The organism is Halomonas profundus (assembly GCF_020865425.1).
Lineage (GTDB): Bacteria > Pseudomonadota > Gammaproteobacteria > Pseudomonadales > Halomonadaceae > Vreelandella > Vreelandella titanicae.
Genome location: NZ_CP086344.1, coordinates 436,046 through 461,001, shown reverse-complemented (window position 1 = coordinate 461,001; position 24,956 = coordinate 436,046). Strand labels below are relative to the sequence as shown.

21 protein-coding genes are annotated in these 24,956 nt (G+C 57.5%); 6 read left to right on the top strand and 15 right to left on the bottom strand.

From position 1 onward, the window contains the following. Positions 1-161: 161 nt before the first annotated feature. Positions 162-1,511, bottom strand: a complete 1,350-nt coding sequence (locus LMS44_RS02190; protein ID WP_022520223.1) for an OmpP1/FadL family transporter — start codon at positions 1,509-1,511, stop codon at positions 162-164. A 263-nt stretch (positions 1,512-1,774) separates the two neighbouring features. Between LMS44_RS02190 and LMS44_RS02185 the strand changes: the two genes are divergently transcribed. Both LMS44_RS02185 and LMS44_RS02180 read left to right on the top strand, forming a co-directional pair. Beyond that, a complete protein-coding gene (locus tag LMS44_RS02185; RefSeq protein WP_022520224.1) occupies positions 1,775-2,203 on the top strand; it encodes a MerR family transcriptional regulator in 429 nt (142 codons plus the stop codon). Next, positions 2,200-4,773 (top strand): heavy metal translocating P-type ATPase, encoded by a 2,574-nt coding sequence (locus tag LMS44_RS02180; protein WP_022520225.1) that lies wholly within the window; start codon positions 2,200-2,202, stop codon positions 4,771-4,773. The genes LMS44_RS02185 and LMS44_RS02180 overlap by 4 nt, the downstream gene beginning before the upstream one ends. Positions 4,774-4,847: 74 nt before the next feature. Here LMS44_RS02180 and LMS44_RS02175 read toward each other — a convergent pair whose 3' ends face one another. The 11 genes from LMS44_RS02175 to ffh form a co-directional block, all read right to left on the bottom strand. Next, positions 4,848-5,477: a YitT family protein gene (locus LMS44_RS02175; protein ID WP_022520226.1), complete on the bottom strand. Its 630-nt coding sequence runs from the start codon at positions 5,475-5,477 to the stop codon at positions 4,848-4,850. Between the two features lie 45 nt (positions 5,478-5,522). Then, the gene (locus LMS44_RS02170) at positions 5,523-7,334 is read right to left on the bottom strand and encodes a single-stranded-DNA-specific exonuclease RecJ (protein ID WP_278370514.1); all 1,812 of its coding nucleotides are present in this window, start codon (positions 7,332-7,334) and stop codon (positions 5,523-5,525) included. A gap of 7 nt (positions 7,335-7,341) precedes the next feature. Further along, positions 7,342-8,730 (bottom strand): threonine synthase, encoded by a 1,389-nt coding sequence (thrC, locus tag LMS44_RS02165; protein WP_278370513.1) that lies wholly within the window; start codon positions 8,728-8,730, stop codon positions 7,342-7,344. A gap of 6 nt (positions 8,731-8,736) precedes the next feature. Then, entirely contained in the window at positions 8,737-10,053 is a 1,317-nt protein-coding gene (locus LMS44_RS02160; protein ID WP_009288268.1) for a homoserine dehydrogenase, read from the bottom strand. 110 nt (positions 10,054-10,163) lie between these two features. Continuing rightward, positions 10,164-10,967 carry a DsbC family protein gene (locus LMS44_RS02155; protein ID WP_039860374.1) on the bottom strand — a complete coding sequence of 268 codons (804 nt, stop codon included), beginning with the start codon at positions 10,965-10,967 and terminating at the stop codon, positions 10,164-10,166. Then, entirely contained in the window at positions 10,942-11,823 is an 882-nt protein-coding gene (gene xerD / locus LMS44_RS02150) for a site-specific tyrosine recombinase XerD (protein ID WP_009288267.1), read from the bottom strand. Before xerD ends, LMS44_RS02155 begins: the two co-directional genes overlap by 26 nt. 130 nt (positions 11,824-11,953) lie before the next feature. After that, positions 11,954-12,310: a 50S ribosomal protein L19 gene (rplS, locus tag LMS44_RS02145; RefSeq protein ID WP_027957738.1), complete on the bottom strand. Its 357-nt coding sequence runs from the start codon at positions 12,308-12,310 to the stop codon at positions 11,954-11,956. Positions 12,311-12,450: 140 nt separating this feature from the next. Further along, positions 12,451-13,218, bottom strand: a complete 768-nt coding sequence (gene trmD, locus LMS44_RS02140) for a tRNA (guanosine(37)-N1)-methyltransferase TrmD (RefSeq protein ID WP_027957737.1) — start codon at positions 13,216-13,218, stop codon at positions 12,451-12,453. 101 nt (positions 13,219-13,319) lie between these two features. Continuing rightward, the gene (gene rimM / locus LMS44_RS02135; protein WP_071695240.1) at positions 13,320-13,865 is read right to left on the bottom strand and encodes a ribosome maturation factor RimM; all 546 of its coding nucleotides are present in this window, start codon (positions 13,863-13,865) and stop codon (positions 13,320-13,322) included. A 71-nt stretch (positions 13,866-13,936) separates the two neighbouring features. Next, positions 13,937-14,185 (bottom strand): 30S ribosomal protein S16, encoded by a 249-nt coding sequence (gene rpsP, locus LMS44_RS02130; protein WP_007111767.1) that lies wholly within the window; start codon positions 14,183-14,185, stop codon positions 13,937-13,939. A 311-nt stretch (positions 14,186-14,496) separates the two neighbouring features. Continuing rightward, the gene (ffh, locus tag LMS44_RS02125) at positions 14,497-15,897 is read right to left on the bottom strand and encodes a signal recognition particle protein (RefSeq protein WP_278370512.1); all 1,401 of its coding nucleotides are present in this window, start codon (positions 15,895-15,897) and stop codon (positions 14,497-14,499) included. Positions 15,898-16,165: 268 nt separating this feature from the next. Between ffh and LMS44_RS02120 the strand changes: the two genes are divergently transcribed. Both LMS44_RS02120 and LMS44_RS02115 read left to right on the top strand, forming a co-directional pair. After that, positions 16,166-16,963, top strand: coding sequence for a cytochrome C assembly family protein (locus LMS44_RS02120; RefSeq protein ID WP_278370511.1), 798 nt, complete (start codon positions 16,166-16,168; stop codon positions 16,961-16,963). 105 nt (positions 16,964-17,068) lie between these two features. Then, positions 17,069-18,343 (top strand): HlyC/CorC family transporter, encoded by a 1,275-nt coding sequence (locus LMS44_RS02115; protein ID WP_138800378.1) that lies wholly within the window; start codon positions 17,069-17,071, stop codon positions 18,341-18,343. A 15-nt stretch (positions 18,344-18,358) separates the two neighbouring features. Here LMS44_RS02115 and LMS44_RS02110 read toward each other — a convergent pair whose 3' ends face one another. Next, on the bottom strand, positions 18,359-18,967 hold the full coding sequence (locus LMS44_RS02110; protein ID WP_217920682.1) for a 1-acyl-sn-glycerol-3-phosphate acyltransferase: 609 nt from the start codon (positions 18,965-18,967) through the stop codon (positions 18,359-18,361). Positions 18,968-19,020: 53 nt separating this feature from the next. Continuing rightward, positions 19,021-19,635, bottom strand: coding sequence for a TetR/AcrR family transcriptional regulator (locus LMS44_RS02105; protein ID WP_027957733.1), 615 nt, complete (start codon positions 19,633-19,635; stop codon positions 19,021-19,023). A 191-nt stretch (positions 19,636-19,826) separates the two neighbouring features. On the opposite strand from LMS44_RS02105, the gene LMS44_RS02100 reads away from it, so the two are divergent. Both LMS44_RS02100 and LMS44_RS02095 read left to right on the top strand, forming a co-directional pair. Continuing rightward, positions 19,827-20,513 (top strand): SOS response-associated peptidase, encoded by a 687-nt coding sequence (locus LMS44_RS02100; RefSeq protein ID WP_278370510.1) that lies wholly within the window; start codon positions 19,827-19,829, stop codon positions 20,511-20,513. Then, a complete protein-coding gene (locus LMS44_RS02095) occupies positions 20,513-23,380 on the top strand; it encodes an insulinase family protein (protein WP_278370509.1) in 2,868 nt (955 codons plus the stop codon). Before LMS44_RS02100 ends, LMS44_RS02095 begins: the two co-directional genes overlap by 1 nt. A 39-nt stretch (positions 23,381-23,419) precedes the next feature. Here the strand turns inward: LMS44_RS02095 and sbcB are convergent, their stop codons facing one another. After that, positions 23,420-24,913, bottom strand: coding sequence for an exodeoxyribonuclease I (gene sbcB, locus LMS44_RS02090; RefSeq protein ID WP_159175983.1), 1,494 nt, complete (start codon positions 24,911-24,913; stop codon positions 23,420-23,422). Positions 24,914-24,956: the final 43 nt, after the last annotated feature.

Sequence of the window (24,956 nt, the reverse complement as noted above, 5' to 3'; positions counted from 1 at the left end):
GGATCGCCCTAGCTTGGTCTACTCGGATCGTACAGAGGTGTATCGATCAGAAAAGCGCATAGTGTAACGAAAGCCGACACGCCCCGCATCCAATGGCCTGCCACTAGGCAATAAAAAACCCGGCATGCGCCGGGTTTCATTGGGGTTTGGCTCTTTAGGGCTTAAAAGCGATAGGTTAACTGAGCACCAAAACCGTGAGCTTCGTTTTTGTAGTCGGCTGAGTAGGAGGCCCCGCCAACCGGCTGGCCACCCGTGGCCTGGCTGGCCAGCAGGTCGCTACGATCCTGCTCAACAAAGGTGCCGCGCTCTGACAGATAGGAGTAGGCAACATCGACAGTCAGGTCAGGCGTTGGGCTCCATCCTGCCCCCAGCGAGAAAATACGCCGATCATCGGAAGGAATACGTACGCTACGATCCTCATCATTGGTCGGCGTCATGTCTAACGTAACCCCAGCACGAAGCGCCAATGTCTTGGTTAACTGGTACTCGCCGCCAGTGGCAAACGCCCAGGCGTTTGAATAGTTCTGAAACTCTTGGGTAATCGTATCGCCTTGGCTGCCGGTAACCAAAATTTGATCAAAGTGGCTCCAACGCACCCAGGATGCACCGAACATCAGCTTGAGACGGTCAGTCATTTGCTGGGTAAGCGAGAAGTTAACCGTCTCAGGGGTGGTCAAATCCAGGCTAGCAGTATCTGAGCGAACGACATTACCCAGGGGATCAGTAGCGCTAAAATCACCTTCCAAGGTGTAGTCTACTTTCGAGCGGTAAGTCAGCCCCAGGGTGGTTTCAGGTACTGGACGATAGATTACGCCTAAGTTATAGCCCCACGCTTCGTCGTCACCATCAACCCGCGAGTCGATGTCGGCATCTGGGTTAAAGGTGGCCTCACTGGGTACTTGTCGGCGTAGTTCGCCTTCCACACGGTTGTAAGTAATCCCCGCGCCTACTGACCACTGGTCATTAAAGCGGTAAGAAACCGTCGGCTGTGCACTGACCACCTTGACTTCGGTGTAGTCGCCAAAGTAGCGACCCTGGAAATCATCTTCATAATCGGTTTTTGAGCCAAAGGGTGCATACACCCCAAACCCGAATGCAAGTTGGTCGGTCACCGGGTGCGCATAAAACGCAAAGGGGATCGGCGTCCCCGGCACCATATCGCCATCATTCCCACCGGGGATACTACCAACGGGAATCTGATTGCCATTTGGCGCGCCACCAAGCGCGACCCCGGAGTCGATATAGCGAGAAGCTTCGACATTAGAGATGTCAGTATTCACGTTTAGATACGTGCCACCAACGGTCACCTGGGCACGGTCTAAAAACGACATACCCGCTGGGTTACCGTACACAATGGTTGCATCATGGATGTTAGAGCTTCGCCCGGCATGGCCATAGCCCTGCCCACTCACGCTCTGCTCGTTAATTTGATACCCGCCCGCGTGGGCTTGGCTGGCAAAAGCGGCCGTAATGGCAGCAGCCAGGGTGAGCTTATTAAATTTATTATTCATAGTGGGCCTCTCTTCCCGATGATCCAGTGGATACCGACGATCCACCCTCTTTATTTTTACATGACTGTTTTCTCGCAACTGAGCCAAAGGTTCAAGGGCAAACGTTCGTTTTATTTTATTTTTGGCTTATACATTAGTCGCACGGTCGTTTTAAATCAGTGTTTTAGTCATTTCAGCTTACTGAGCCAAGAGGCCTTGACCTATGGGTTACCCATAGGTTCTACACTAAATAACCACTATTTCACCGGTCGGGAGAACAGGCCATGAAAGTTACTGAGCTTGCCAAACGGGGCGGTGTTACCGCTGAGACCGTGCGTCACTACGCTCGTGAGCGGCTACTTGCTCCTCAGCGCCACCCGGATAACGGCTATCAGCTATTTTCGGATACCGACTTAGAGCGGCTGCGTTTTATTCAGCGGGCGCGCAAATTAGGTTTTAGCGTGGCTGAGATTCGCGACATTTTGACCCACGCCGACCAAGGCGACTCTCCCTGCCCACTGGTACGCGACTTACTCGCCAGCCGCCTGCCGCAAATCCGCGCACGTATTGCCGAGCTGGAAGCGCTAGCCGAACGAATGGAACAGGCCATGGAGAGCTGGCAGCAAATGCCCAACGGCTCCCCCGACGGCCACAGCGTGTGCCGCCTGATTGAGAGTTTTCCTGACGCCACGCCTACCAAGGAGACCCCATGAGCGACGCCTCTACCGAAGCCGCCTCAAACGTGAGCCCTGCCAATGGAGTCACCACGCGAACTATTCCTGGCATGAATTGCCAGGGCTGCGTCAAGCGTATGCGCGAGGCAGTACAAAACGGTGACCCAAGTGCCGAAGTGATCGGCACGCCTAGCGAAAAACGCCTAGAGGTTGTTTCATCGCTAACCGACGCCGAGCTTGATCAACGCTTGACCGAGGCGGGCTACCCGCCCGGTGAAGCAGCGCTGGAGGAAGCAGCCCCAGACGGAGCAACTAAGCAACCAGATACCACGCCACCCGCTAAGGCTGAAAAGGCTGCAAGTCCCCCCTCCCAAGGCCAAGGTAAAAAGCAGCGTCTGGCGATTAGCGGGATGACCTGCGCCAGCTGCGTTAAGAGCGTGCAGAAAGCACTAGAGCGAACTGAGGGAGTCGACACCGCCAGCGTCAATTTTGGCACCCACTCCGCCCAGGTGTTTGGCAGTGCAAAGACCCAAGCGTTAATCGCCGCCGTTGAGTCAGCTGGCTATGGCGCCGAACCGATTGTGGATATGCGGGAAGCAGAACGCACTCGTGCAGAGCAGGATGCCAAGACTTACCAAAAACGGCTGCGCGGCAGCGCGATCTCGCTGGCACTGGCGATTCCGCTGATGCTCAGCATGCTTTTTTTCCATCCCCACCCGATGGGCATGGGGCGTCTCTACTGGCTGGTGATCGGCTTGTTAACCTTGGGTATTTTGGCCTTCCCAGGACGCCACTTTTTCGTCAACGCCTGGAAGCAGTTTAAGCATCGCCAAGCCAATATGGATACCCTGGTGGCCATGGGCACCGGCACCGCCTGGCTCTACTCCATGGCCGTGGTGCTGTTTGCGCCGTGGCTGCCAGAAGTCGCTCAGGGGATCTATTTTGAAGCCTCAGCCATGGTGATCGGGCTGATTCTACTCGGCAATGCCATGGAGCTACGTGCCCGGGGCCGCACCAGCGATGCGCTAAAGCGCCTGCTTGATCTACAGAGCCGAACAGCGCGGGTGATTCGCGACGGTCACGAGCAGGAGATTGAGATTGATGCGGTGCGCGCTGGCGACCACGTACGAGTACGCCCCGGCGAGCGTTTACCGGTGGATGGAGACGTCGTTGAAGGCCAAAGCCATATCGATGAGTCGATGCTTACCGGCGAGCCACTCCCCATCGCCAAAAGCGCGGGAGATGAAGTCAGCGCTGGCACGGTGAATGGCAAAGGCGGCTTGATCTATCGCGCCACGCGGGTGGGCACCGACACTCGCCTGGGGCAGATTACCGAACAGGTAGCGAGCGCTCAAAACTCGCGTCCACCGATTGGCGAGCTAGCCGACCAGGTCTCCAGCGTTTTTGTGCCTGCGGTAATGATCATTGCCGTATTGACGGCCCTGGTGTGGTTCAACCTAGGGCCCGCTCCCCAGGTGATCCATATGCTGGTGACGGCGACCACCGTGCTGATTATTGCCTGTCCCTGCGCGCTGGGTCTGGCGACGCCGATCTCGACCATGATCGGCGTCGGTAAAGCGGCAGAGCATGGGGTGCTGGTACGCAGCGGCGAGGCGCTGCAAACCGCTAGCAAGCTGACCACGCTAGTAGTCGATAAAACCGGCACGCTCACCCAGGGCAAGCCCAGCGTCACTGATGCGCAGATGTTTGGCGTAGAGCAATCCACCGCGCTGGCATTGGTGCACGCGCTGGAACGCAGCTCCGAGCACCCATTGGCGGCGGCGTTAATGACCTACGCGGATGAACACGAGGCTAACCCTGCCGAGATTAATGGTTTCGACAGCGTGACCGGTGGCGGAGTAAAAGCCCAAACCGCCGACGGCAAAGCGCTGCTGCTGGGCAATGCACGTCTATTGAGCGAGGTAGGGGTGGATCTCAAGGCGGGTGAAGAGCAAGCACGCGCCCTAGAAGAGCAGGCTCGCACGCTGGTGTACTTGGCGGTGGATGGCAAACTGGCCGCCCTGTTTGGCATCAGCGACCCGCTTCGCCACGACACCGTGGCCGCGATCAAGCGCCTGCAAAAAGACGGCTTAACGATTGTCATGTTAACCGGCGATAACGAGCACACCGCCAAGGCCATTGCTCAGGAAGTGGGTATTGATGAGTACCGCGCAGGCCTGCTACCCGAGGACAAGCACGCTGAGATCGAGCGCCGTCAAAAGGCGGGAGAAATCGTTGGCATGGTGGGCGATGGCATCAATGATGCCCCGGCGCTGGCCCGGGCGAACGTAGGCTTTGCCATTGGCCAAGGCACCGATGTGGCGATTGAGAGCGCGGGCATCACGCTAATGCGCGGCTCGCTGCACGGGGTGGCGTCAGCGATAGAGATCAGCCGCGCCACGCTGCGCAATATCAAACAGAACCTGGTGGGCGCCTTTGGCTACAACCTGCTGTGTATTCCTATCGCGGCGGGGGTGCTCTACCCGCTAACCGGTATGCTGCTCTCACCGATGATAGCGGGCGCTGCCATGTCACTCTCTTCCATCACCGTGGTGAGTAACGCCAACCGCTTGCGGCTATGGAAAACCAGCCAGGAGGACGCCTCATGAGCTTATTGATCAACTTGGCAGGCCTGGGGCTCATTGCACTGATCGTGTGGTGGTTCTGGCTTGGCTAAACGTTTTTAGCTCACTCCAATATATCGCCCTGGCTTATGGTTCAGGGCGATAATCAGGTTGAGCGTCAGCGCCCCTAGTACCGAATAGCCCACGCGGTCCAACGGTAGTTGGGTCAGGGCTACCAGCAGGATAACGCCATCAATGGCCAGTTGAACATAGCCTGCGCGCAGGCCGTGTTTATCCTGCAAGTAGAGCGCGAGGATATTGATACCGCCCAGGCTGGTACGGTGGCGAAACAGCATCAGCATACCAATGCCCATCAGCGCGCCGCCCATCAAGGCGGCGTAGATCGAGGGCACGTTGGCAAATTGCACCCAGCCTTGGGTTAACTCTGAAAACAGCGATACTAAGCCGATGGCGGCAAAGGTGCGTAGGGTAAAACTCCACCCCATCCGCTTCACCGCCAAGTAGTAAAACGGCAGGTTAATGGCAAAAAAGTACACTCCAAAGCCCCAGCCGGTAATGCTGCTGGTGATGTAGCTCAACAGCAGCGCTAAGCCTGCCGTACTGCCGGTCAATAGCACCGCATGGGTGTAAAAGGTCACTCCCAGCGCGACAAAGAACGTGCCCAGCAGCATCGCCATCATATCTTCATAGGGGCGATGCTGATCCTTGGGTAAATCTTCCACGCGCATGGGGCGTCCTTACTTAAGTTGCCAGTAGATGATGCAATGTACAGCTTAAATTGGGCTGGCGTGCTCGACCATCAACTGCAGCGTCTCGCGGCCGCGCCAGCGGTTACGGTTAAGCTTATAAGCACAGTGCAGTGTATCCCCCACGTTAAACCCAGGCAGTTCCCCTGGCGTTAAGGCACGAAACCAGATGGCTTTGCAGGTCACCGGGCCAGTGGAAAGTTCCAGCATCAGGTGCGCGCCGTCAGCACCCACCGGGCGCAGCGCCTCGACAATAAAGCGGCCTTCAAACAGCGGCGGATCAAACTCCCGCCCGTAGGGCCCAAGGGTTTCTATCTCTTGCAAGGTGGTCAGCGAAAGCTGTGCCGTGGAGAGCTCGCCATCCGTCCATAGGCGCGGATAGAGCGTTCGTCCCTCCAGCTGTTCGCCTACGGCCCTCAAGAAAGCCGCTTTAAAGGCGTCAAGCTGATCCCGTGGCACACCTACGCCTGCCGCACCACTATGGCCGCCAAAGCGCGGTAACGCCTGGGGAGCAAGCTCAAAGGTGCGCTGTAGGGCATCACGCAGGTGCAGCCCATCAATCGAGCGGCCGGAGCCGGTTAGCATACCCGGTGCCGAGGCTTGTGTTAGCACCAGCGCCGGGCGCCCGTAGGCCTGCACCAATCGCGAGGCGACGATACCCTGTACGCCGGGGTGCCCGTCTTCAAGCAGCACCACCACGGCGGGCTCATCGGCGTCCAGAGCTGCTGTGGCAAGAGTGCGCGCCTCGGCGGCCATATCAGCCTCAATCGCTTTGCGGGACTGGTTATCCTGATCCAGCACGTCGAGCTGGCGATTGGCGACCCCATCGTTCTCGGCCAGCATAAAGTGCAGCGCCGCGTAGGGGTCGTCCAGCCGCGAGCGGGCATTGATACGCGGCCCCATCTGAAACGCTAACGTCTCGGCGTTAAACGGCACACTGTCAGCGCCTAAGCGCGTGGCCATAGCGCGCCAGCACGCCGCATCCATACGATTGATCAGTTTTAACCCTTGATTGACCACCGCGCGGTTGGCGGGGCTACCGCCTAGGGAGACACAGTCAGCCACGGTGCCCAAAGCTACGTAGGAGAGCCAGGGCGACAGCTTGGGCGTCGACTCTGATAGCGCCCCCCACTCAATCAGCACGCCGCGGGCGAGTGACATCAACAGCCACGCCACCATACAGCCAGCGATGGTTTTGTCGGGATACTCACAGTCATCACGGGTAGGGTTAACACAGGCGAATGCCGAGCTTGGCGGCCCCTCACTGGGCAGGGCGTGGTGGTCGCTGACTACCACGTCGATACCTGCCGCTTTTAATCGCGCGATACGCGGCTCATCAGAGCTACCACAATCGGCGGTAATCACCAGGGTGGGAAACGGCTTTTGAGCCAAGGTGCGCTCTACCAGCGGTAGGCTAATCCCATAGCCGTCGTGAATACGGTGGCCAATCAGGCTATGTAGCTTGCCCTCTGGCACCCCAAACAGCTCCACCAGCGTGCGCCTAATCACCACGTGGGAGGTAATGCCATCCACGTCGTAGTCGGTGAGAATGCCGATGGCCTCACCCTCTGCCACCGCCTGAGCGATACGTTCGGCGGCGCGGCGACCGTCGGCCAGTTTCTCCGGGTGGGCCAAATAACGCAGGCTAGGTGCTATTAACGGTAGCAACTCACCGCTGTAGCCCGGCAAGCGCGAGGCCAGCAAACGCGCCTGCAGTTCGCTTAGGCCTTCCGCCTGAGCGCGGGCATAAAGCGCCTCATCCACTGGACGAGGCTCTAGGCGCGGCCCGGCCTTGCTAGACGACAGCGTGCGATGGGGTAAATCAGTCACTGAGGCCATTAATACGTCAACGCCGGTTTTCCGCAACGTACTGCTGCACGGCGGCAAGTTCCGCAGGGAGCACTGTGTAGCGCTCTTCGCGCTCAATCAGGTCTTCCATATGCGGCGGCAGTGGCACGCCCAGGAAGCCCGCCTTCACAACGGCCTCGGCGAATTTAGCCGGGTGCGCAGTGGCGAGGGTAATCATTGGCGTTGACTGATCTGCCCGGGCACGCTCGGCAGCACGATAGCCGGTGGCGGTGTGCGGGTCGAGCATTTCACCAGTGCGTTTATGGGCGTCGCGGATCACTTCCAGAATCGTCGCATCGTCCACGCTGTAGCTGGAGAACTTCTCGCGCAGCTTGGCCAGCGGCGCATCGGCCAGCGCCGTGGGTTCCTGCTGGAAGCGCTCAAGCAGCGCCGCCACGGCCAAGCCATCGCGGTCGTAGGCGTCAAACAACAGGCGCTCAAAGTTAGATGACACAACGATATCCATGGAGGGCGCTAAAGTAGCCGCTAGCTCTTTTTTGGAGAAGTCATTGGCGGCCAGCGTGCGGTGCAGAATGTCGTTGGCGTTGGTGGCGATGATGAACTGCTTCACCGGCAGGCCCATTTTGTAGGCCATATAACCAGCAAACACGTTGCCGAAGTTAGCCGACGGCACGCAGAAGCTCACTTCACGGTGCGGCGCACCCAGCGCAACGCCGGAGGCGATGTAGTAAACGATCTGCGCCATAATGCGCGCCCAGTTGATCGAGTTCACCGCGACCAAGCGAGTACCGTTGAGGAACGACTGATCGGCAAAGCTGGCCTTGACCATCGCCTGGGCGTCATCGAAATTGCCTTCGATGGCAATATTGAAGACGTTATTGGCCAGCACCGAGGTCATTTGTCGGCGCTGTACTTCCGAGACCCGGTTGTGCGGGTGCAGGATAAAGATATCCAGGTTGTCGCAGTGGCGACAGCCTTCAATCGCCGCCGAGCCGGTATCGCCAGAGGTCGCACCCATGATCACCGCACGCTCGCCACGCTTTTTCAGGAAGTGGTCGAGCAGGCGGCCGAGCAGCTGTAGCGCTACGTCTTTAAATGCCAGGGTCGGGCCGTGGAACTGCTCAAGCAGGAAGTGATTGGCATCCAGCTGTTTGAGCGGCAGCACGGCGTCGTGATTAAAGGTCGCGTAGGCCTCGGTCACGATGTTGCGGAAGGTCTCGTCGTCGATCTCACCGTTCACAAACGGCTTCATCACCCTAAAGGCGATTTCCGCATAGGAGAGCCCGGCCATGTCGGCCAGCTCTTCCCGGGAGAACACAGGCATTGTTTCCGGCACATAGAGGCCGCCGTCGCTGGCCATACCGGTGAGCACCACTTCTTCAAAGGAGAGCGCGGGCGCCTGCCCGCGCGTGCTGATATAGCGCATCTAGGCTTACTCCCCTTCACTCAAGCTTTCCACGCGAATACGCGTGACGGGGCCCGCAATATCGGCCATGGATTCGATTTCGCGAATCGCTGCGTTCATCTGCTTCTCTTTAGTACGGTGTGTGAGCAGAATGATCGGCACCAGCTCGCCTTCGGTCGCCTCTTTCTGAATCAGTGCCTCGATCGAGATGCCCTGCTCAGATAGAATCGTGGCCACCCGCGCCAACACGCCGGGGCGATCCACCGCCAGCAGGCGCAGGTAGTAGGCCGTGATGATATCTTCCATCGGCATGATGGGCAGTTGGCTGACATCTTCGTCGATGCCGCTAAACGCCAGGTACGGCACCCGGTAGCGGTGCTCGGTGGAGATATCCCGCGCCACGTCGAGTAAATCGGCCACCACCGCTGATGCAGTCGGCTCGGCGCCGGCGCCAGCGCCGTAGTAGAGCGTCGGCCCTACCGCGTCGCCCATTACTGCAATAGCATTTTTTACGCCATGAACATTGGCCAGCAGGCGCTCTTTAGGAATCAGCGTGGGGTGAACCCGCAGTTCCAGGCCTTGATCGGTACGCTTGGAGATACCCAGGTGCTTGATCACGTAGCCAAGGTTGTCGGCTTGCTCGACGTCTTCCGCAGTAATCCGTGAAATGCCTTCGGTGAAGGCTTTCTCGAACTGCAGCGGCACGCCGTAGGCAATCGAGGCCAAAATCGTCAGTTTGTGTGCCGCATCGATACCTTCCACGTCAAAGGTGGGGTCAGATTCGGCGTAGCCTAGCGCTTGAGCTTCCGCGAGCACGTCCTCAAAGGCGCGGCCTTCATCGCGCATATGGGTAAGAATATAGTTGCCGGTGCCGTTGATAATCCCCGCTACCCATTCAATGCGGTTGGCACCCAAGCCTTCGCGCAGCGATTTGATCACCGGGATGCCGCCTGCGACTGCAGCTTCGAATGCTACGATGACGCCCTTTTCGTGAGCGGCTTTGAAGATTTCGTTGCCGTGCACCGCAATCAGCGCCTTGTTGGCGGTGACCACGTGCTTGCCGTTTTCAATGGCGGTGAGCACCAGCTCGCGGGCGATATCGTAACCGCCAACGAGCTCCACCAGGACATCCACATTGGGGTTGGTCGCGACTTCAAACACATCGGAGGTGGCATTGATGCCGGTAATATCGCAGTCAGGATGAATACTGCGGTGAGCAACCTGCTCAATCACAATAGGGCGGCCAGCACGACGCGCAATATCATCAGCGTTGCGAGTCAATACGTTAAAGGTGCCGCCACCGACAGTACCTAGACCACAAATACCTACTCTTACCGGTTTCAAAATACTTCCCCTTTCGTGTTGTGCACCTGGTGGTGCTGGCCTTAATTACGGTTTTGAATTCGATCTTAAAGACCGTGCCTCAGCGCTTTGTATTATCTTTCAATGTGACGTCATTCGTCATCTAAGCCTAACATGGCAAAGAGCCGCTCGGGGGGCACAAAGCCCGGCACCAGTTGCCCATTGGGCAAAATAATTGCTGGCGTGCCCTGTACACCCAGCGCCTTACCCAGATCATACTGCCCCGCCACAGGATTGTCGCAGTCTGCTGCGCTGGAAATAGTCTCGCCCTCTTTGGCTTGAGTCATCGCTTCACTGCGATTATCCGAGCACCACACCTGCTGCAGCATGGTGGCAGCCTGGCTGCCCATACCCGCACGGGGAAAGGCCATATAGTGAATGGCGATACCACGCTCATTCAACTCCGGAATGGTGTCGTGTAACCGCGCGCAATAGGGGCAAGTAGGATCGGTAAATACCGTCACTGTTGCTTTCGGTTCTTCGGCACCGCGGAAGATCACTAGCTCACTCTCAGGTACTGCCGCTAGCGCATCTGCACGCTCTTGGTTCTGCTCTTGCTCGGTTAAGTTGACCAACCCGTCGGGTGCATTTTCATATAGGTCACCGACCAGGAAGTGGCTGCCGTCTGCATTGGAGTAGAAAGATTCGCCGTTCTCCAACCGCACGTGATAAACGCCATCCATAGGCGTTTCGGTGACCACTTCCACGGGCATCGACTGGCCATTGACGCTAAGTGATTCAGCCAAACGATCTGCCACGTCGTCAGCCTGTGCAGCGGAAGGTAGCAGGCTGGCAGTTAGCAAACACGCCAGCATTGAGGAAGGTGTCAGTAAAGGTAGTGTTACAAAACGGCGTTGACGCATCATCAATTCAACCTCGTGGGTGATGTTCAGCATGTAGGCTTTCCAAGCGCGCCTGGGCTACATGGGTATAAATTTGGGTCGTCGACAGATCGCTATGACCCAGCAGCAGCTGTACGACCCGCAAATTGGCCCCATGATTCAATAAATGGGTGGCAAATGCATGGCGAAGCGTATGGGGCGACAGTGGCCGGGTAATCCCTGCCGTTATGGCATGCACCTTAATCCGGTGCCAAAACGTTTGCCGGGTCATCGCTTTGTCACCCCGCCCAGGAAACAGCGCGGGGCGTGTTGGGTCGCTCATCAGCGCCAACCGTGCAGTCTGCATATAGTGCGCCAGCCAATCTGCGGCCTCTTCGCCCATGGGAACCAAGCGGTCTTTATCGCCTTTACCACGCACCCTAACCACGTTTTGGCGCAGATTGACCGCATCACCAGTGAGCCCTACCAGCTCTGATACCCGTAAGCCACAGGCGTACAGCAGCTCCAGCATGGCACGGTCACGAACCCCCAAAGGAGTCTCCGTATCCGGCGCCAAGAGTAGGCGCTCAACCTCGTCCTCTTCCAAGGTATTAGGCAAGCCGGGTATGACCCGCGGTAGTTTGATATCAGTCAGTGGGTCACTTTCCACTTGGTTGTTTAAACGCCCCCAACGGTAGAAGCTGCGCAGCGTCGACAGCAGCCGGGCATTACTGCGCAGTTGATACCCCTCCTCCCGGCGACTGGCCAGCCACTCACTGAGGCGCTCCGGCGGCGGCGCCAGAAGGGCTTCACCGTGGCTCTCCAGGTGGCTCTGCCAGGCGGTTAAATCACGCCGATAGGCGGCTAACGTATGATCGCTGGCGCCCTGCTCAAGCCAGAGAGCATCTAAAAATGCATCGATAACGCTCATACGTTAGTCACCTCAAGCCGCTTTTGTTGAGCGGATAAACAAAACCCCGCCCCGCAAAGCGGTGACGGGGTCTTGGTATCCGGGCGCGACGCCTGTTCGAGAACAGCGTGCGCCCGAGGAGCAGTGGCGTTTAAGCCAGCTTTTCCTTGATACGTGCAGAACGACCACTGCGCTCGCGCAGGTAGTAAAGCTTGGCTTGACGCACGTCACCGCGACGTTTGACTTCGATAGAGTCAACCAGCGGGCTGTAGGTCTGGAAGGTACGCTCAACGCCAACGCCGTGAGAAATTTTACGCACGGTGAAAGCGGAGTTCAGGCCACGGTTACGCTTACCGATGACTACACCTTCAAACGCCTGCAGACGCTCGCGAGTACCTTCTTTTACTTTTACCTGAACGACAATGGTGTCACCGGGGGCAAAGGGAGGAATTTCTTTGCCCATTTGCTCAGATTCGATCGCCTGGATCACTTTGCTTTTACTGCTCATCATCATACTCCTGAATAACGTGTTGGCTTGACCGCTCAATCATGGGTGGCGGAAGCCGTGATCCCGGCGCTCGAAACGAGCTACGCGGGAGTCGTTATGGGTGACACAGGTGCGCATACGCCCTGCACCGCCGCTCTGGCCTACTCAGTTTTAGCTGACAGAGCGTGTTCCTCGATAAACTCGTTCAACAGCTTACGCTGTTCGGCATCTAACGGCCGCCCTTCCAACAGGTCTGGACGACGCTGCCATGTACGCCCGAGTGACTGCTTTAACCGCCAGCGCTTGATGGCTGCATGATTACCGCTTAACAGCACATCCGGCACTTGGCGCCCGTCGATGACTTCTGGACGGGTATAGTGCGGGCAGTCTAACAGGCCGTCATTAAACGAGTCTTCGATAGCGGAATCCTGATGACCCAGTACACCGGGAATCAGCCTTGCCGCTGCATCAATCAGCACCATCGCTGGCAGCTCACCGCCGCTCAACACATAGTCGCCAATCGACCACTCTTCATCGATGTCACTCTCCACCACGCGTTCATCAATGCCTTCATAGCGCCCTGCCACGACCACTAAAGGCCCGGCGGAAGCCAGTGCTTGAACGCCCTGCTGATCCAGCTTACGCCCCTGGGGCGAGAGGTAGATCACCGTCGGCACTAAGCCGGTGGCTTTCTGCGCCCGTTCCCGGGCGGCAAAGATCGCTGCGCGCAGGGTGTCGACTTTCATCAACATGCCTGGACCACCACCATAGGGGCGGTCATCGACGCTGCGGTGGCGGTCAGTGGCATAATCCCGCGGGTTCCAAAACTCCAGTGCAATACGCTGTTTTTCTACCGCTCTGCCGACCACACCCTGTTGCGTGAGCGCGTCGAACATCTCAGGAAACAACGACACTACACCAATCCACATTGCAGGCACTGCTGCTTCGCTCGCCGTTTCCGGCGCGTTGCCACTATCCAACTCGGTTGAGTCGGTAGATGCATCATTGCTCAAACTGTTCATAAGTTTGGTCAAAACTCAGGATCCCAATCGACGACCATACGGCCCTCTTGGGAACTGATTTCGATAATGACGTCGTCTGGCAAAAATGGCAGCAGTCGCTCGCGCTTGTCGATTGACTCTGAATCGCCGCGAACCACCATGACATCGTTGGCGCCGGTTTCAAACAGGTAGCTTACCCGTCCTAGCCGTTCGCCGGCCTGAGTGAAGACCGCCATGCCTTCAAGCTCATGCCAATAATACTCATCGTCGGAAAGCTCAGGCAGCGCCTCTTTGGGCATCAAGATATCCGTTTGGGCTAATGCTTCCGCCGCACTACGGTCATCGACCCCTTCAAGCTGCACCACAAGTCCTTTGCCCTGCCGACGCCCTTGAACAATGCTTATGCGCTTCAGGGTTTCACCTTGGCGCACCCACCATTCCGGGTATTCAAGAATGCTGTCCATTGGGCTAGTGTAGGAGTACACCTTGAGCCAACCTTTCACCCCATAAGGGCTAGTCAGCTTGCCTAGCACCACATGCGTGTCGTCAGTTTGGCTTATTTCAAAACGCGTCATCGACGACCTCAGCTACCCAGCACTCACTTTCTCACACAATAAGTCCCAGACAACAAGACTCAAAATCAGGCTTAGGCCTGTTTGCGTGCTTCTTTTACCAGCTCAGCAACACGACCAGACAGCTGGGCGCCTTGGCTCTGCCAGTGAACAACGCGGTCTAGGTCAACGCGCAGACGCTCTTCCTGACCACGGGCAACCGGGTTGAAGAAGCCGATACGCTCGATGAAACGACCGTCGCGAGCGTTACGCGAGTCGGTAACGGTCAGGTGGTAAAAGGGACGCTTCTTGGCGCCACCACGGGCCAAACGAATGGTAACCATACGATAACTATCCTTCGGTTGAGGTTACGAGAGTGTGTTTATAGCGCTAACCGCTATCGGAACACTCGTCGTGCTGTTTTCTTGGCGCTAAACTGGCACACGACCACATAAAGCGGCTTGCATGACCTTTTTTAACACCATTAAGGCCTTCATTGAGCGCTGCTACTGCTACGTTTTGACGTATTTGGGCAGCACCCACGCATGAAGAGGCCGCATTCTACGCAAATGCGCCCGGCTTGGAAAGCCTGACAGCCAGAAAACTGATAGGTCGTCAACCTCACCAAGCGCATCAGTACGTTACTATTGGCGTCTTAGCGCCGCGGCAATCCACCGGGGCCGCCCATTCCACCGGGCCCACCTGGGCCGCCGCCACCCATCATGCCGGACATGCCACGCATCATTTTCTGCATGCCGCCCTTCTGGCCTGCTTTCTTCATCATTTTCTGCATCTGCTTATGCTGCTTAAGCAGGCGATTGAGGTCAGGCACTTGCAGACCGGCCCCCGAGGCAATGCGGCGCTTGCGCGAGCCATTGATAATGTCGGGCTTGCGGCGCTCTTTAGGCGTCATGGAATTAATTAGTGCTTCCAACTTGCCCAGCTCTTTCTCGGGACCAGGGCCTTGAGCCATCTCAGCCATCTGCCCCATACCCGGCAACTTGCCCATTAGGCCACCCATACCGCCCATCTTCTTGAGCTGCTGGAGCTGATCGCGAAAATCTTCCAGGTCAAAGCCATCACCCTTCTTGACCTTTTTGGCCAACTTCTCGGCTTTGGACTTATCGACGGTGCGCTCGGCTTCCTCGATCAGCGACAGCATGTCGCCCATCCCCAGGATGCGCGAGGCGACTCGGTCTGGGTGGAACGGCTCCAGGGCGTCGACTTTTTCACCGACACCCATAAATTTGATCGGTTTACCGGTAATGTGACGCACAGACAGCGCCGCACCGCCGCGAGCATCACCGTCCGCTTTGGTCAGAATCACACCGGTTAGCGGCAGCGTTTCGCTGAACGCCTTGGCGGTATTGGCAGCGTCCTGGCCGGTCATGGCGTCGACGACAAACAGCGTTTCCTGAGGCGAGACCGCTTTATGCAGTGCCTGGATCTCCGCCATCATGGCTTCATCAATCGCCAGTCGACCGGCGGTATCAATCAGCACCACATCGTGAAACTGGATCTTGGCGTGCTTGATGGCCGCTTCGGCAATCGCCACCGGCTGCTGGTCAGAGCGCGAGGGGAAGAAGTCCACTTCGACTTCTTTGGCCAGGGTTTCGAGCTGATCGATCGCTGCCGGGCGATAAACGTCGGCAGACACTACCAAGACCTTCTTCTTCTCGCGTTCGCGCAGGTAGCGGGCCAGTTTGGCCACAGAGGTGGTTTTACCCGCACCCTGTAGGCCGGCCATCAATACAACGGCGGGGGACCCCTTAAGCACAAAGCCGTCGTTGGCTTCGCCCATAATCGCTTCCAGCTCTTGCTGGACGATTTTGACGAACTGCTGGCCTGGCGACAGGCTTTTGGATACTTCCTGCCCGACCGCCCGCTCGCGCACGCGCTCAATAAACTCCTTGATGACCGGCAGTGCTACGTCGGCCTCAAGCAGTGCGCGGCGTACTTCGCGCAGGGTATCTTTAATATTGTCGTCGGTCAGGCGAGCCTGACCCTTGATCGACTTCAACGTCTGGGAAAGACGCTCACTTAGATTCTGGAACATGGGGCCTCTCTGCCTCCGTCACTGCCGTCGGCGCGCACGCCCTGGACTAATTAGTAAAAAGATTATACGCGCTCACGCTTTGAGTCTCCATGGGAGAGGATTAGCAATCCCACTTACTTACTCCGAGTCTTTAACTATTTTCATGCGTTTACCCCGCTGGGCGACGCCGCTTGGATTAGTTATAGTAGTTGGATAGATTCTCGTCGTAATCACACTTAATTCGTTTATTTATTCACCGCAACGCGCTGCAAGGCGCACGGATAGCATCATGCAGGCGCTACCTTTCGCCACGATTGCTTTTGTTCTTTATGTTGCCGCTGCCATTTGGCAAGGCATGACGCTGTTCCGGCGTGTGCCGCCTCGCCAGGGCATGGTGCGCCTGCTCGCTGTGCTGGGCTTACTGCTGCACATTCCTGTGGTGGTCAAATTAGTCGGCCAATCCCCTGGCCTACTGCCCGGCTTTACCACCAGCGCCACATTGCTGATGGCGGTTGCGGTCAACGTCGTGCTAGTTGCCAGCCTTTTTAAACCGGTGCTTAACGCCGGGATTGCACTCTTCCCGCTGGCGGGTATTGCACTACTCGCCGCCACGTGGCTGCCGAATCAGGGCGGCCATACCGGGCTTACACCGGGCATTTTATTGCATGCGATAAGTTCAGCGCTGGCGTTTGCCGTGCTGGCGATTGCCGCCGTCCAAGCGGTGCTGGTCGGCCTACAGAACCAGGCGCTGCGCCACCATCATATTCGCGGCATTGTGCAGTCGCTACCGCCGCTGACCACGATGGAGCGGGTACTTTTTGAACTGGTGTGGGCGGGCATTCTCCTGCTGACGCTCTCCATCGCGAGCGGGCTTATTTTCCTGGACAATTTCTTTGCCCAGCACTTGGCACACAAAACCGTACTCTCGCTACTGGCCTGGATAATCTTCACGACCCTGTTGGTTGGTCGTTATCGCTTTGGTTGGCGCGGCATGCGTGCCGTGCGCTGGACACTGGGCGGTTGCGGCCTGCTGGTGCTGGCCTACTTTGGCAGTAAGTTCGTACTTGAGGTTGTACTCAATCGATAGCGGCTCAACCGCTACCGCGGGCGTTACCACGCCTTTGGTTGTCTTGACACACTACTCGCTACCTTCTACAAATCGAGCCTAATCCGCCACAAAGGACTTTTCGACTTGAGCGACGACTTCCCCCTGGGGTTACTGTTCGGCCTGCTAGCCTTACTGATACTGCTTTCTGCGTTTTTCTCCAGCTCTGAAACCGGCATGATGTCGATTAACCGCTACCGCTTGAGCCATCAAGCCAACAGCGGTGACCGCAGAGCCAAACGGGTCATGCGCCTGCTCACCCGCCCAGACCGCCTGATTGGCGTTATCCTGATCGGCAACAACTTCGTCAACAACCTGGCGGCCTCAATTGCGACCATTATCGCCATTCACTTCTTCGGCGACGTATCTGGGCCTGCAATCTCTACTGCTCTGTTGACCATCACGATTCTTATTTTTGCCGAAGTAACGCCGAAGACCTACGCCGCGATTAAACCCGAGCGGATCGCCTACCCGACCTCCTACGCCCTTGAGCCACTGCTAAAGCTGCTTTACCCGCTCGTATGGCTGGTTAACGTGATGTCTAACGGCCTGCTCCGGTTGGTGGGCGTTAAAAGCGTTGATAACGGGGGCGATAGCCTGACCCGTGATGAGCTGCGCACGGTGGTTCACGAAGCGGGCACGCTGATCCCCTACCGCCACCGGGCAATGCTGCTATCTATTCTCGATCTTGAGAACGTCACCGTGAACGACATCATGGTGCCACGCCACGAAGTGCTGGGTATCGACCTGGATGATTCGCTCGAAGATATTTTGACCCAGATTCGCACCAGCCAGCATACCCGGCTACCGGTTTATAAAGGTGATATCAATAATATTATCGGCATGCTGCATCTGCGCAACGCGGCACGCTTTCTCTCCCGGGACGAAGTTACCAAGGCATCGATTGTTCAAGAGGCACGGGAGCCCTACTTTATTCCTGAGTCCACACCGCTCCATACCCAACTGCTCAACTTTCAAAAGCAGAAACGGCGCATCGGCATTGTGGTGGATGAGTACGGCGACGTAGAGGGCTTGGTCACCCTGGAAGATATTCTGGAAGAGATCGTGGGCGAGTTCACCACCGATGTCTCTGAAGATGAAGAGATTCACCAGCAGGATGACGGTAGCCATGTGATTGAAGGCACCGCCAATATTCGTGAGATTAACAAGATGCTCGGCTGGCAACTGCCTACCGATGGCCCCAAAACGCTCAATGGATTGATTCTTGAGCATCTTGAAGCTTTCCCAGAAGGCCCAGCATGCCTACAGATCGGCAATATGCGCATGGAGATTCTGGAGATCCGCGATAATCTCATTACCTCGGCGCGCTGCTGGCAAAAGCTGCGGACGCCACGCCGCTAATCAGTGATAAGCGAGTTAATGGCGGTTGGCCAGATCCTGATCAGCCGCTGCCTTTAGCGCCCTAACCCGCGCTTCGAGAAACCGCCGCAGCGCTATGTCATCGGCGTCCAGACGGTTGAGCGGGGGCCCAAAGTGCAGGCTCACCGGCGCCCGAAAACGCTTAGGGCACTTCTTTAGCGCCTTGCCATCATGGTGAGATGTCCACGACCCCCACAAGCCTGCTAACCCTGCCGGAACCACCGGCACATCGTCCCTGGCGAGAATAGCCTCTAGGCCACGCCGAAAGGCGTGAATTTCGCCATCAGGGGTCAATCGCCCTTCAGGAAAGACCATCACAACCTGCCCCTGGCGCAGCGCTGAGCTCACGTCATCCAGAGCGCGCCTCAGGGCGCCGGGGCTGCGTCGTTCAGACTCAATAGGGATTGCGCCAACCAGCTGAAACCACCATTTAAGCCAAGGCGAGTCAAAAATCGGTTGATCCATCACAAAGCGCAGCGGTCGGGGGCTGGCACCGCCTAACACCAAGGCATCCATAAAACTGACATGGTTACACACCACCAGCGCGGCCCCCTGCTTGGGGATATGCTCACGCCCATGCACCTGTAGCCGGTAGCAGAGGCGCATTGAGACAAAAATCAACCAGCGCAGTGCCTGGCGAGCCGCATTGACCCACCCACTCACGTCGCCGCCTCACGATGGCGTAGGCCCGCCAGAATGGTGCTCATCAGTTGATCCAGCAGCTCATCTACTTTTAATTGCTGACCCTGCCAATAGCCCAATCGCTCATTAAGCCCTAGCTGGACTAACCCATGCACGCTGCCCCACAGCGTGCGCCCCAAACGGCGGGCTTCGAGATCATCCAGCGCTGGCTGGTAGGATTTAAGCGACGCTTCCACTTGGGTAAACAGCGCTTCGATCAAATCGCTCTGGCGCTGATCAAGCTCGCCTTCTTGGGCCAGCGGGTAATCAAACAGCAGTTGCCAGCGGTAACAATCCTGCTCGGCGAACCGCCAGTAGGCACGCGCCAGCGAACGTAGCCATGGCTCAGGGTCATCGTCGATCAGGCTGGTAATGGTGTGCTGTAAACGCGCCAACGTTTCCACATTGACGTGCTGCAATAAATTATTGAAGCTGCCATATAGCTTCAATAGGGTGCTGGGGGCACAGCCGACCTCTCTGGCCAGGGCACGCAGTGAGAGACCATGGACTGGCTGCTCAGCCAACCACTCATCACAAGCGTGCATGACCTGCGCATGGAGGGCATCGGGCGCATGCTGTCTAGGACGGGCCATGGCAATCTCTTAAGGTCAACGGCAAACAAGAAGGAAGCCTCACTGCGCTTTAGCGGGAGCAAGGGATAAGATAGGATACCTTACATCGAACACTGTTTTCGACACTAAAACGCTACATTTCGTGCTTTATTGCGCGCAGTCCCCCGCCATCCAGGTACACTTCCACGACGATTCTGCTTAAGGAGATAGCTATGACGGGGCGATTGCATGTGCAAAATTTACCGCTGACCCGCTTATTGCCAACGCTAGCCACTCCTGAACCGTTGATCGAGTCGCCTAATCTAGCGCCTCGTAGGCCAATTTCCGCTATTCGCATAGAGCAGGGGCAGTACCGGCTCTCGTCGCTATTCTGGGGCCTGACGCCACCCTGGCTGGAAGTGCTGGATCATGCCCCCCACTGCGCACGGGCAGAAACCCTTGAATCACGGGCGATGTTTCGCGATGCCTTTAGCGCTCGCCGCTGCGTTATTCCGGTCAGCGGTTTCTATGTATGGAAAACCCAGCTCCGCAGCAAGCAACCCTATTTGGTGACCCAGGTATCCCGGGCGCCGCTGCTATTGGGCGCGCTATGGTGCCGTTACCACACCACGTTAACGGCGTTTACCGACTCTGCCGCACTGATCACCGTGCCCGCCAATCTGCTGTTATCGCCGTTAACCGACCGCCTGCCGGTCACTATACCCAACCATGCGTTATCCGCCTGGCTCGACCCAGACACCGATACCGAAACGCTTAATTCACTGTTAGCACCCGCACCATTGGAACTGTTGGGCGCTTTTCCGGTATCTAAACATGTCAATAATCCCGCCTACCAGTCACCGGCCTGTGCCCATCCTACCGGGTCGATGCTGCGTTGGGCTGTGTCACAGGAGCTGTAATGTTGCGATCCACTTGCATAACCCGCTGGCGTGTTTTCCCACAGTGCGCAGTGATTGGCGTTATCGCCAGCATCGCGTTAACACCACTGGCCTTCGCGGCCACCGAAGCCGCCGTTGCCGACGCCATTGCTGACACAGTCACCCCGATCATTAGCCCCTATGACAGCCGCGACTACCGGGTTTTGACGCTCGAGAACGGCCTCAATGTGCTGCTGGTCAGCGACCCGGAGGCGGACAAGGCGGCGGCGTCGATGAATGTGCAAGTAGGCAGCGCCCAAGATCCTGATGACCTTAAGGGGTTAGCACACTTTCTAGAGCATATGCTGTTTTTAGGCACCGAGCCCTACCCGGAATCTGATGCCTACCAGCGCTATATTTCCAATAACGCGGGCTCTCACAACGCCTTTACCGCGCAGCAGGATACCAATTACTTCTTTGATATTGAGCCATCGGCACTGCCGGGCGCGCTTGACCGTTTCAGCGAATTTTTCCTCTCGCCGCTGTTTAACGCCGACCACCTGGAGAGCGAACGCAATATCGTTCACTCGGAGTACATGGCGCGTATTCGAGATGAGCCCCGTCGCGAAAACGATGTGCTCAACCAACTGCTCAATCCTGACAACCCCACCACCGGATTTGCCGTGGGTAGCCGGGAAACCTTAGCCAGCCCGCCTGAAGGAGAGGCAACGCTACGCGAGCGGGTGATCGATTTCTATCACCAGCATTACGACGCCAATGTAATGAACCTGGCGATTGTGGCACCACAGCCGTTGGATCAGTTGGAGGAGTGGGTAGCCGAGCGCTTTGCCGATATTCCCGACAACGACTTAAGCGTGCCGACGATTGACGCGCCGCTGGTTGATTCAGACACGCTACCCCGCTATATCGAGCGCCAGTCGCTGCAGGATCGTCGTCAATTACGCTTCTACTTCCCAGTACCCGACCCCACTGACGACTACCGTACAAAGCCGACCCAGGTAATCGCCCACCTGCTTGGCGATGAAGGTGAAGGTAGCCTGTTAGCGGTACTGCGCGATGCAGGACTGGCCGATGGGCTTTCCGCCGGTGTGGGGCGCGGCGATGGCAACGAAGCACTATTCACTATCTCCATCAGCCTGACGCCCGCAGGCGCCGAACGCTTGGACGATATTGAAGCCACCCTGTTTGCCGCCATTGATCAACTGCGTAATGATGGCCTCGCCGAATGGCGCTACGAAGAGCAGGCAAAACTCAATGAGCAGGCCTTCCGCTTTCAGCAGTATGGCGCCCCACAGCAGGAAGCCACTCGCCTTTCAATGAGCCTATCCCGCTACCCGGTAGAGGACGTACAGTACGCGGCCTACCGTATGGATGGCCCCGATGCAGAACGCCAGCAGGTTTATCTTGACGCGCTAACGCCGGACAACATGCTGCGCTTCTACTCAGCACCGGATATCGAAAGCGACACTGTCTCACCTTGGTTCAATACCCAATGGGACGAGCAAGTGCCCGAACAGCCGGGCCAGCCCCTGAGCGGTTTGGCACTCCCGGGGCCCAACCCCTTTATCGCCAGTGACCTGACGCTGCTGGAAGGCCAGGATGAGCGCCCCAGCCTACTGGTCGAAACACCATCGTTTACCGCTTGGCACATGCAGGATGAGCGCTTTAACACTCCCACAGTTGAGTGGCGGGTCAGTCTGCAAAGCCCCACCGCCAGCTACTCTGCCCATGAAGCAGTGCTCACTCGGCTACTCGCCAGTTGGCTCAACGACAGTTTAAATGAATCCCTCTACCCAGCGTGGTTGGCAGGGCAGTCGTTTAGCGCTTATCCCCACGCCAGGGGCATGACACTATCGTTCTCAGGCTGGCGTGATGGCCAAACCCCGCTGATTGAACAAGCGCTTGAGCAATTAGCGCACGCAGAAATTACCGACAGCGCTTTCGAGCGGGTGCGTTATCAGCTGCAGCGCGAGTGGCGCAATGCGCCCCAAGCATCGCTCTACGGTCAAGCTAGCCGCACGCTGGGCGAAGCCCTACTCACACCACAATGGTCTACCGCTGAACTTCTCGCCGCCAGCGAGCGCTTTGACAGTGGTCACCTGGAAGATTTTCGCCAGCGCTTTCTAGATAACCTGTACGTCGATGCCATGGCGGTGGGCAACCTGGACGCTGACCTGGCGCGTGAACAAACACAGCTGATGCGTGCCAGGCTAAAACCGCGGTTAAACCGCGACGATATTGCTAACCTCACCCCACTTGCAGCGAGTGATGAGCACAGCGTGCTGCGCCCTCACAGCTCTCGGGATGAGTCCTTGGTTCTGCGCTATCTGCAAGGCCGCGATCAGACGCCAGAGGAACAAGCCACCACCGCGGTGATCGCCCAGTGGCTGGAAACACCGTTCTACCAGCAACTGCGCACCGAGCAGCAGCTCGGCTACATCGTGAACGCCGGCTATTCGCCGCTGCTCGAAGCGCCAGGGATTGCCCTTATGGTGCAATCACCCGACGTGGATAGCGGCACCATTGCCGAACGCATGGATGTGTTTCTTGATGAGGCTAACCAACGGCTTGAACAACTCAGCGACGCTGACTTAGCGCCTTATCGCCAGGCAGTTCACGACCAGTTGCGCCAGCGCGATACCAGCCTTGCGGGCATGGCCAACCGCTATTGGCAAGCCACCGCGTTGGAAGACGTGCGCTTTGATCGCCGCGACCAACTGGCCGAACTAGTGCTGAACGTTAGCCTTGAGGATATTAAGGCCCTATGGCCATCGTTGTGCGAGCACACCCTGGATATACACTTTAATCCGGGCGACGAACCCAGCGATGTCAGCGATTATCGTGAAGAGCGCTCACCCCTGCCCAAAGTGCGTGATGACAATGCGTAAAGAGAACTCCCTACAGGAGTGACCTAAACGGGTACCGGCTCAGGCGTCAAATGCTTGAGCCGGCATCATGGCTTCCACGAACATCACCAGCTCTTCCAAAATCTGGCGCTCGCGATCAGTAAGGGTCTGCTGATTGTACTGAGCGATTTCCCGCGCAAACGCCTTGAGGGTAAAGCCCGCCAAAGCCGGATCATTGATCCGCATCCAGCGAAACGCTTCCCACTGCTCACGCTCTTCGCCTTCCAACGTGTCGGGGTAACTGCGCGCACGAAAGCGAAACAGCATCTCTTCCAAGCGCGGATCCTGAAACGCAAAGCGCAGCCCTACCAAATCCCACGGCTCCATCTCTCGCACCCGCTCCATCTGCTGACGGTCGGCAGCCGAGAAGAAACTGCCTGAGTAGAGCATTAGATCAGGGTCTTGCGGCGCATCGTCGTAGCCTGCACTAAATACCTCGGCGACCTTTGCGGCGACACCGCTGGCATCGCGCAGGGCTTTCCAGTGCTGCCGACAGGCCGCCACATCCAAGCCTAAGCGCGCGACGATGGTGCCATACTCACCCTGTTGAGGCCCCTCAACGTCTTTCAAAGCACTGGCGGGAAATACCACCGGGCAACGGTTGATATGAATCACCTTCAGCGGAATACGCGCCTCGCCTTCGGCTAGATCCTGCTGACTGACAAACACGCGCTCACGAACCTGCTCCGCCGACATACTCAGCATATCGCTGGGATCAACGCTCAAATCGTAAACGATCACCCCATTAGGGTTTGTCGGATGTTCAGCCAACGGCATCACCAGGGCACTGCAGCCCCGGCTGGCAGGATAGCGGCGGGAGATATGCAGCAGCGGCTTGGCATTAGGCAAGTCAAGCTGCTTGGCCACCGCGCGCTTACCGCGCAGGCCGAGCAGATAGTCGAACAGCTTCGCATTGCGCGCCTTGAGCAAGCGGGCCAACGCGATCGTGGCCCGTACATCGGCTACCGCATCGTGGGCACCCTCATGGGCGATGCCGTTAGCCGCAGTTAAGTGCTCAAGCTTGAAGCTGGGTGCGCCGTCTTCGCGCAGCGGCCACTCAATGCCATCAGGACGCAGCGCATAAAAGGCGCGCACAACATCGATTAAATCCCAGCGGGAATTGCCGTTTTGCCACTCACGGGAATAAGGGTCGAGCAAATTGCGGTAAAACAGATGGCGGGAGACTTCGTCATCAAAACGCAGGCTGTTGTAACCCACCACGCAGGTGCCCGGCTCACTCATATGGCGCTGAATCTCGCCCGCGAATTCTGCTTCGGGCAAACCATGGCGTTGGGCTTTTTGAGGCGTAATACCGGTGATCAAACATGCGGCAGGATGAGGCAGATAATCATCGGCGGGCTTGCAGTAGAGCTCGATCGGCTCACCGATCTCGTTCAGGTCAGCATCAGTGCGCAGGGCTGCGAACTGTGCGGGCCGATCGCGACGCGGATCCGCCCCGAAGGTTTCATAGTCATGCCATAGAAAACTGGCAGGGGCAGCATTGGGTGGCGCCATGAACAATCACTCCGCTGGGCAGTTAAAAGCCCAAGCCTAGCAC

Excerpts from the sequence above, each read along its gene's own strand:
- LMS44_RS02190 (WP_022520223.1), bottom strand. The coding sequence starts at position 1,511 with ATGAATAATAAATTTAATAAGCTCACCCTGGCTGCTGCCATTACGGCC.
- rimM (WP_071695240.1), bottom strand. The coding sequence starts at position 13,865 with ATGACGCGTTTTGAAATAAGCCAAACTGACGACACGCATGTGGTGCTA.
- LMS44_RS02105 (WP_027957733.1), bottom strand. The coding sequence starts at position 19,635 with ATGGCCCGTCCTAGACAGCATGCGCCCGATGCCCTCCATGCGCAGGTC.
- LMS44_RS02175 (WP_022520226.1), bottom strand. The coding sequence starts at position 5,477 with ATGCGCGTGGAAGATTTACCCAAGGATCAGCATCGCCCCTATGAAGAT.
- LMS44_RS02110 (WP_217920682.1), bottom strand. The coding sequence starts at position 18,967 with ATGCGCCTCTGCTACCGGCTACAGGTGCATGGGCGTGAGCATATCCCC.
- trmD (WP_027957737.1), bottom strand. The coding sequence starts at position 13,218 with ATGTGGATTGGTGTAGTGTCGTTGTTTCCTGAGATGTTCGACGCGCTC.
- LMS44_RS02100 (WP_278370510.1), top strand. The coding sequence starts at position 19,827 with ATGACGGGGCGATTGCATGTGCAAAATTTACCGCTGACCCGCTTATTG.
- LMS44_RS02120 (WP_278370511.1), top strand. The coding sequence starts at position 16,166 with ATGCAGGCGCTACCTTTCGCCACGATTGCTTTTGTTCTTTATGTTGCC.
- ffh (WP_278370512.1), bottom strand. The coding sequence starts at position 15,897 with ATGTTCCAGAATCTAAGTGAGCGTCTTTCCCAGACGTTGAAGTCGATC.
- LMS44_RS02170 (WP_278370514.1), bottom strand. The coding sequence starts at position 7,334 with ATGGCCTCAGTGACTGATTTACCCCATCGCACGCTGTCGTCTAGCAAG.
- LMS44_RS02185 (WP_022520224.1), top strand. The coding sequence starts at position 1,775 with ATGAAAGTTACTGAGCTTGCCAAACGGGGCGGTGTTACCGCTGAGACC.
- sbcB (WP_159175983.1), bottom strand. The coding sequence starts at position 24,913 with ATGGCGCCACCCAATGCTGCCCCTGCCAGTTTTCTATGGCATGACTAT.
- rplS (WP_027957738.1), bottom strand. The coding sequence starts at position 12,310 with ATGAGCAGTAAAAGCAAAGTGATCCAGGCGATCGAATCTGAGCAAATG.
- LMS44_RS02095 (WP_278370509.1), top strand. The coding sequence starts at position 20,513 with ATGTTGCGATCCACTTGCATAACCCGCTGGCGTGTTTTCCCACAGTGC.
- xerD (WP_009288267.1), bottom strand. The coding sequence starts at position 11,823 with ATGAGCGTTATCGATGCATTTTTAGATGCTCTCTGGCTTGAGCAGGGC.
- thrC (WP_278370513.1), bottom strand. The coding sequence starts at position 8,730 with ATGCGCTATATCAGCACGCGCGGGCAGGCGCCCGCGCTCTCCTTTGAA.
- LMS44_RS02155 (WP_039860374.1), bottom strand. The coding sequence starts at position 10,967 with ATGCTGAACATCACCCACGAGGTTGAATTGATGATGCGTCAACGCCGT.
- rpsP (WP_007111767.1), bottom strand. The coding sequence starts at position 14,185 with ATGGTTACCATTCGTTTGGCCCGTGGTGGCGCCAAGAAGCGTCCCTTT.
- LMS44_RS02180 (WP_022520225.1), top strand. The coding sequence starts at position 2,200 with ATGAGCGACGCCTCTACCGAAGCCGCCTCAAACGTGAGCCCTGCCAAT.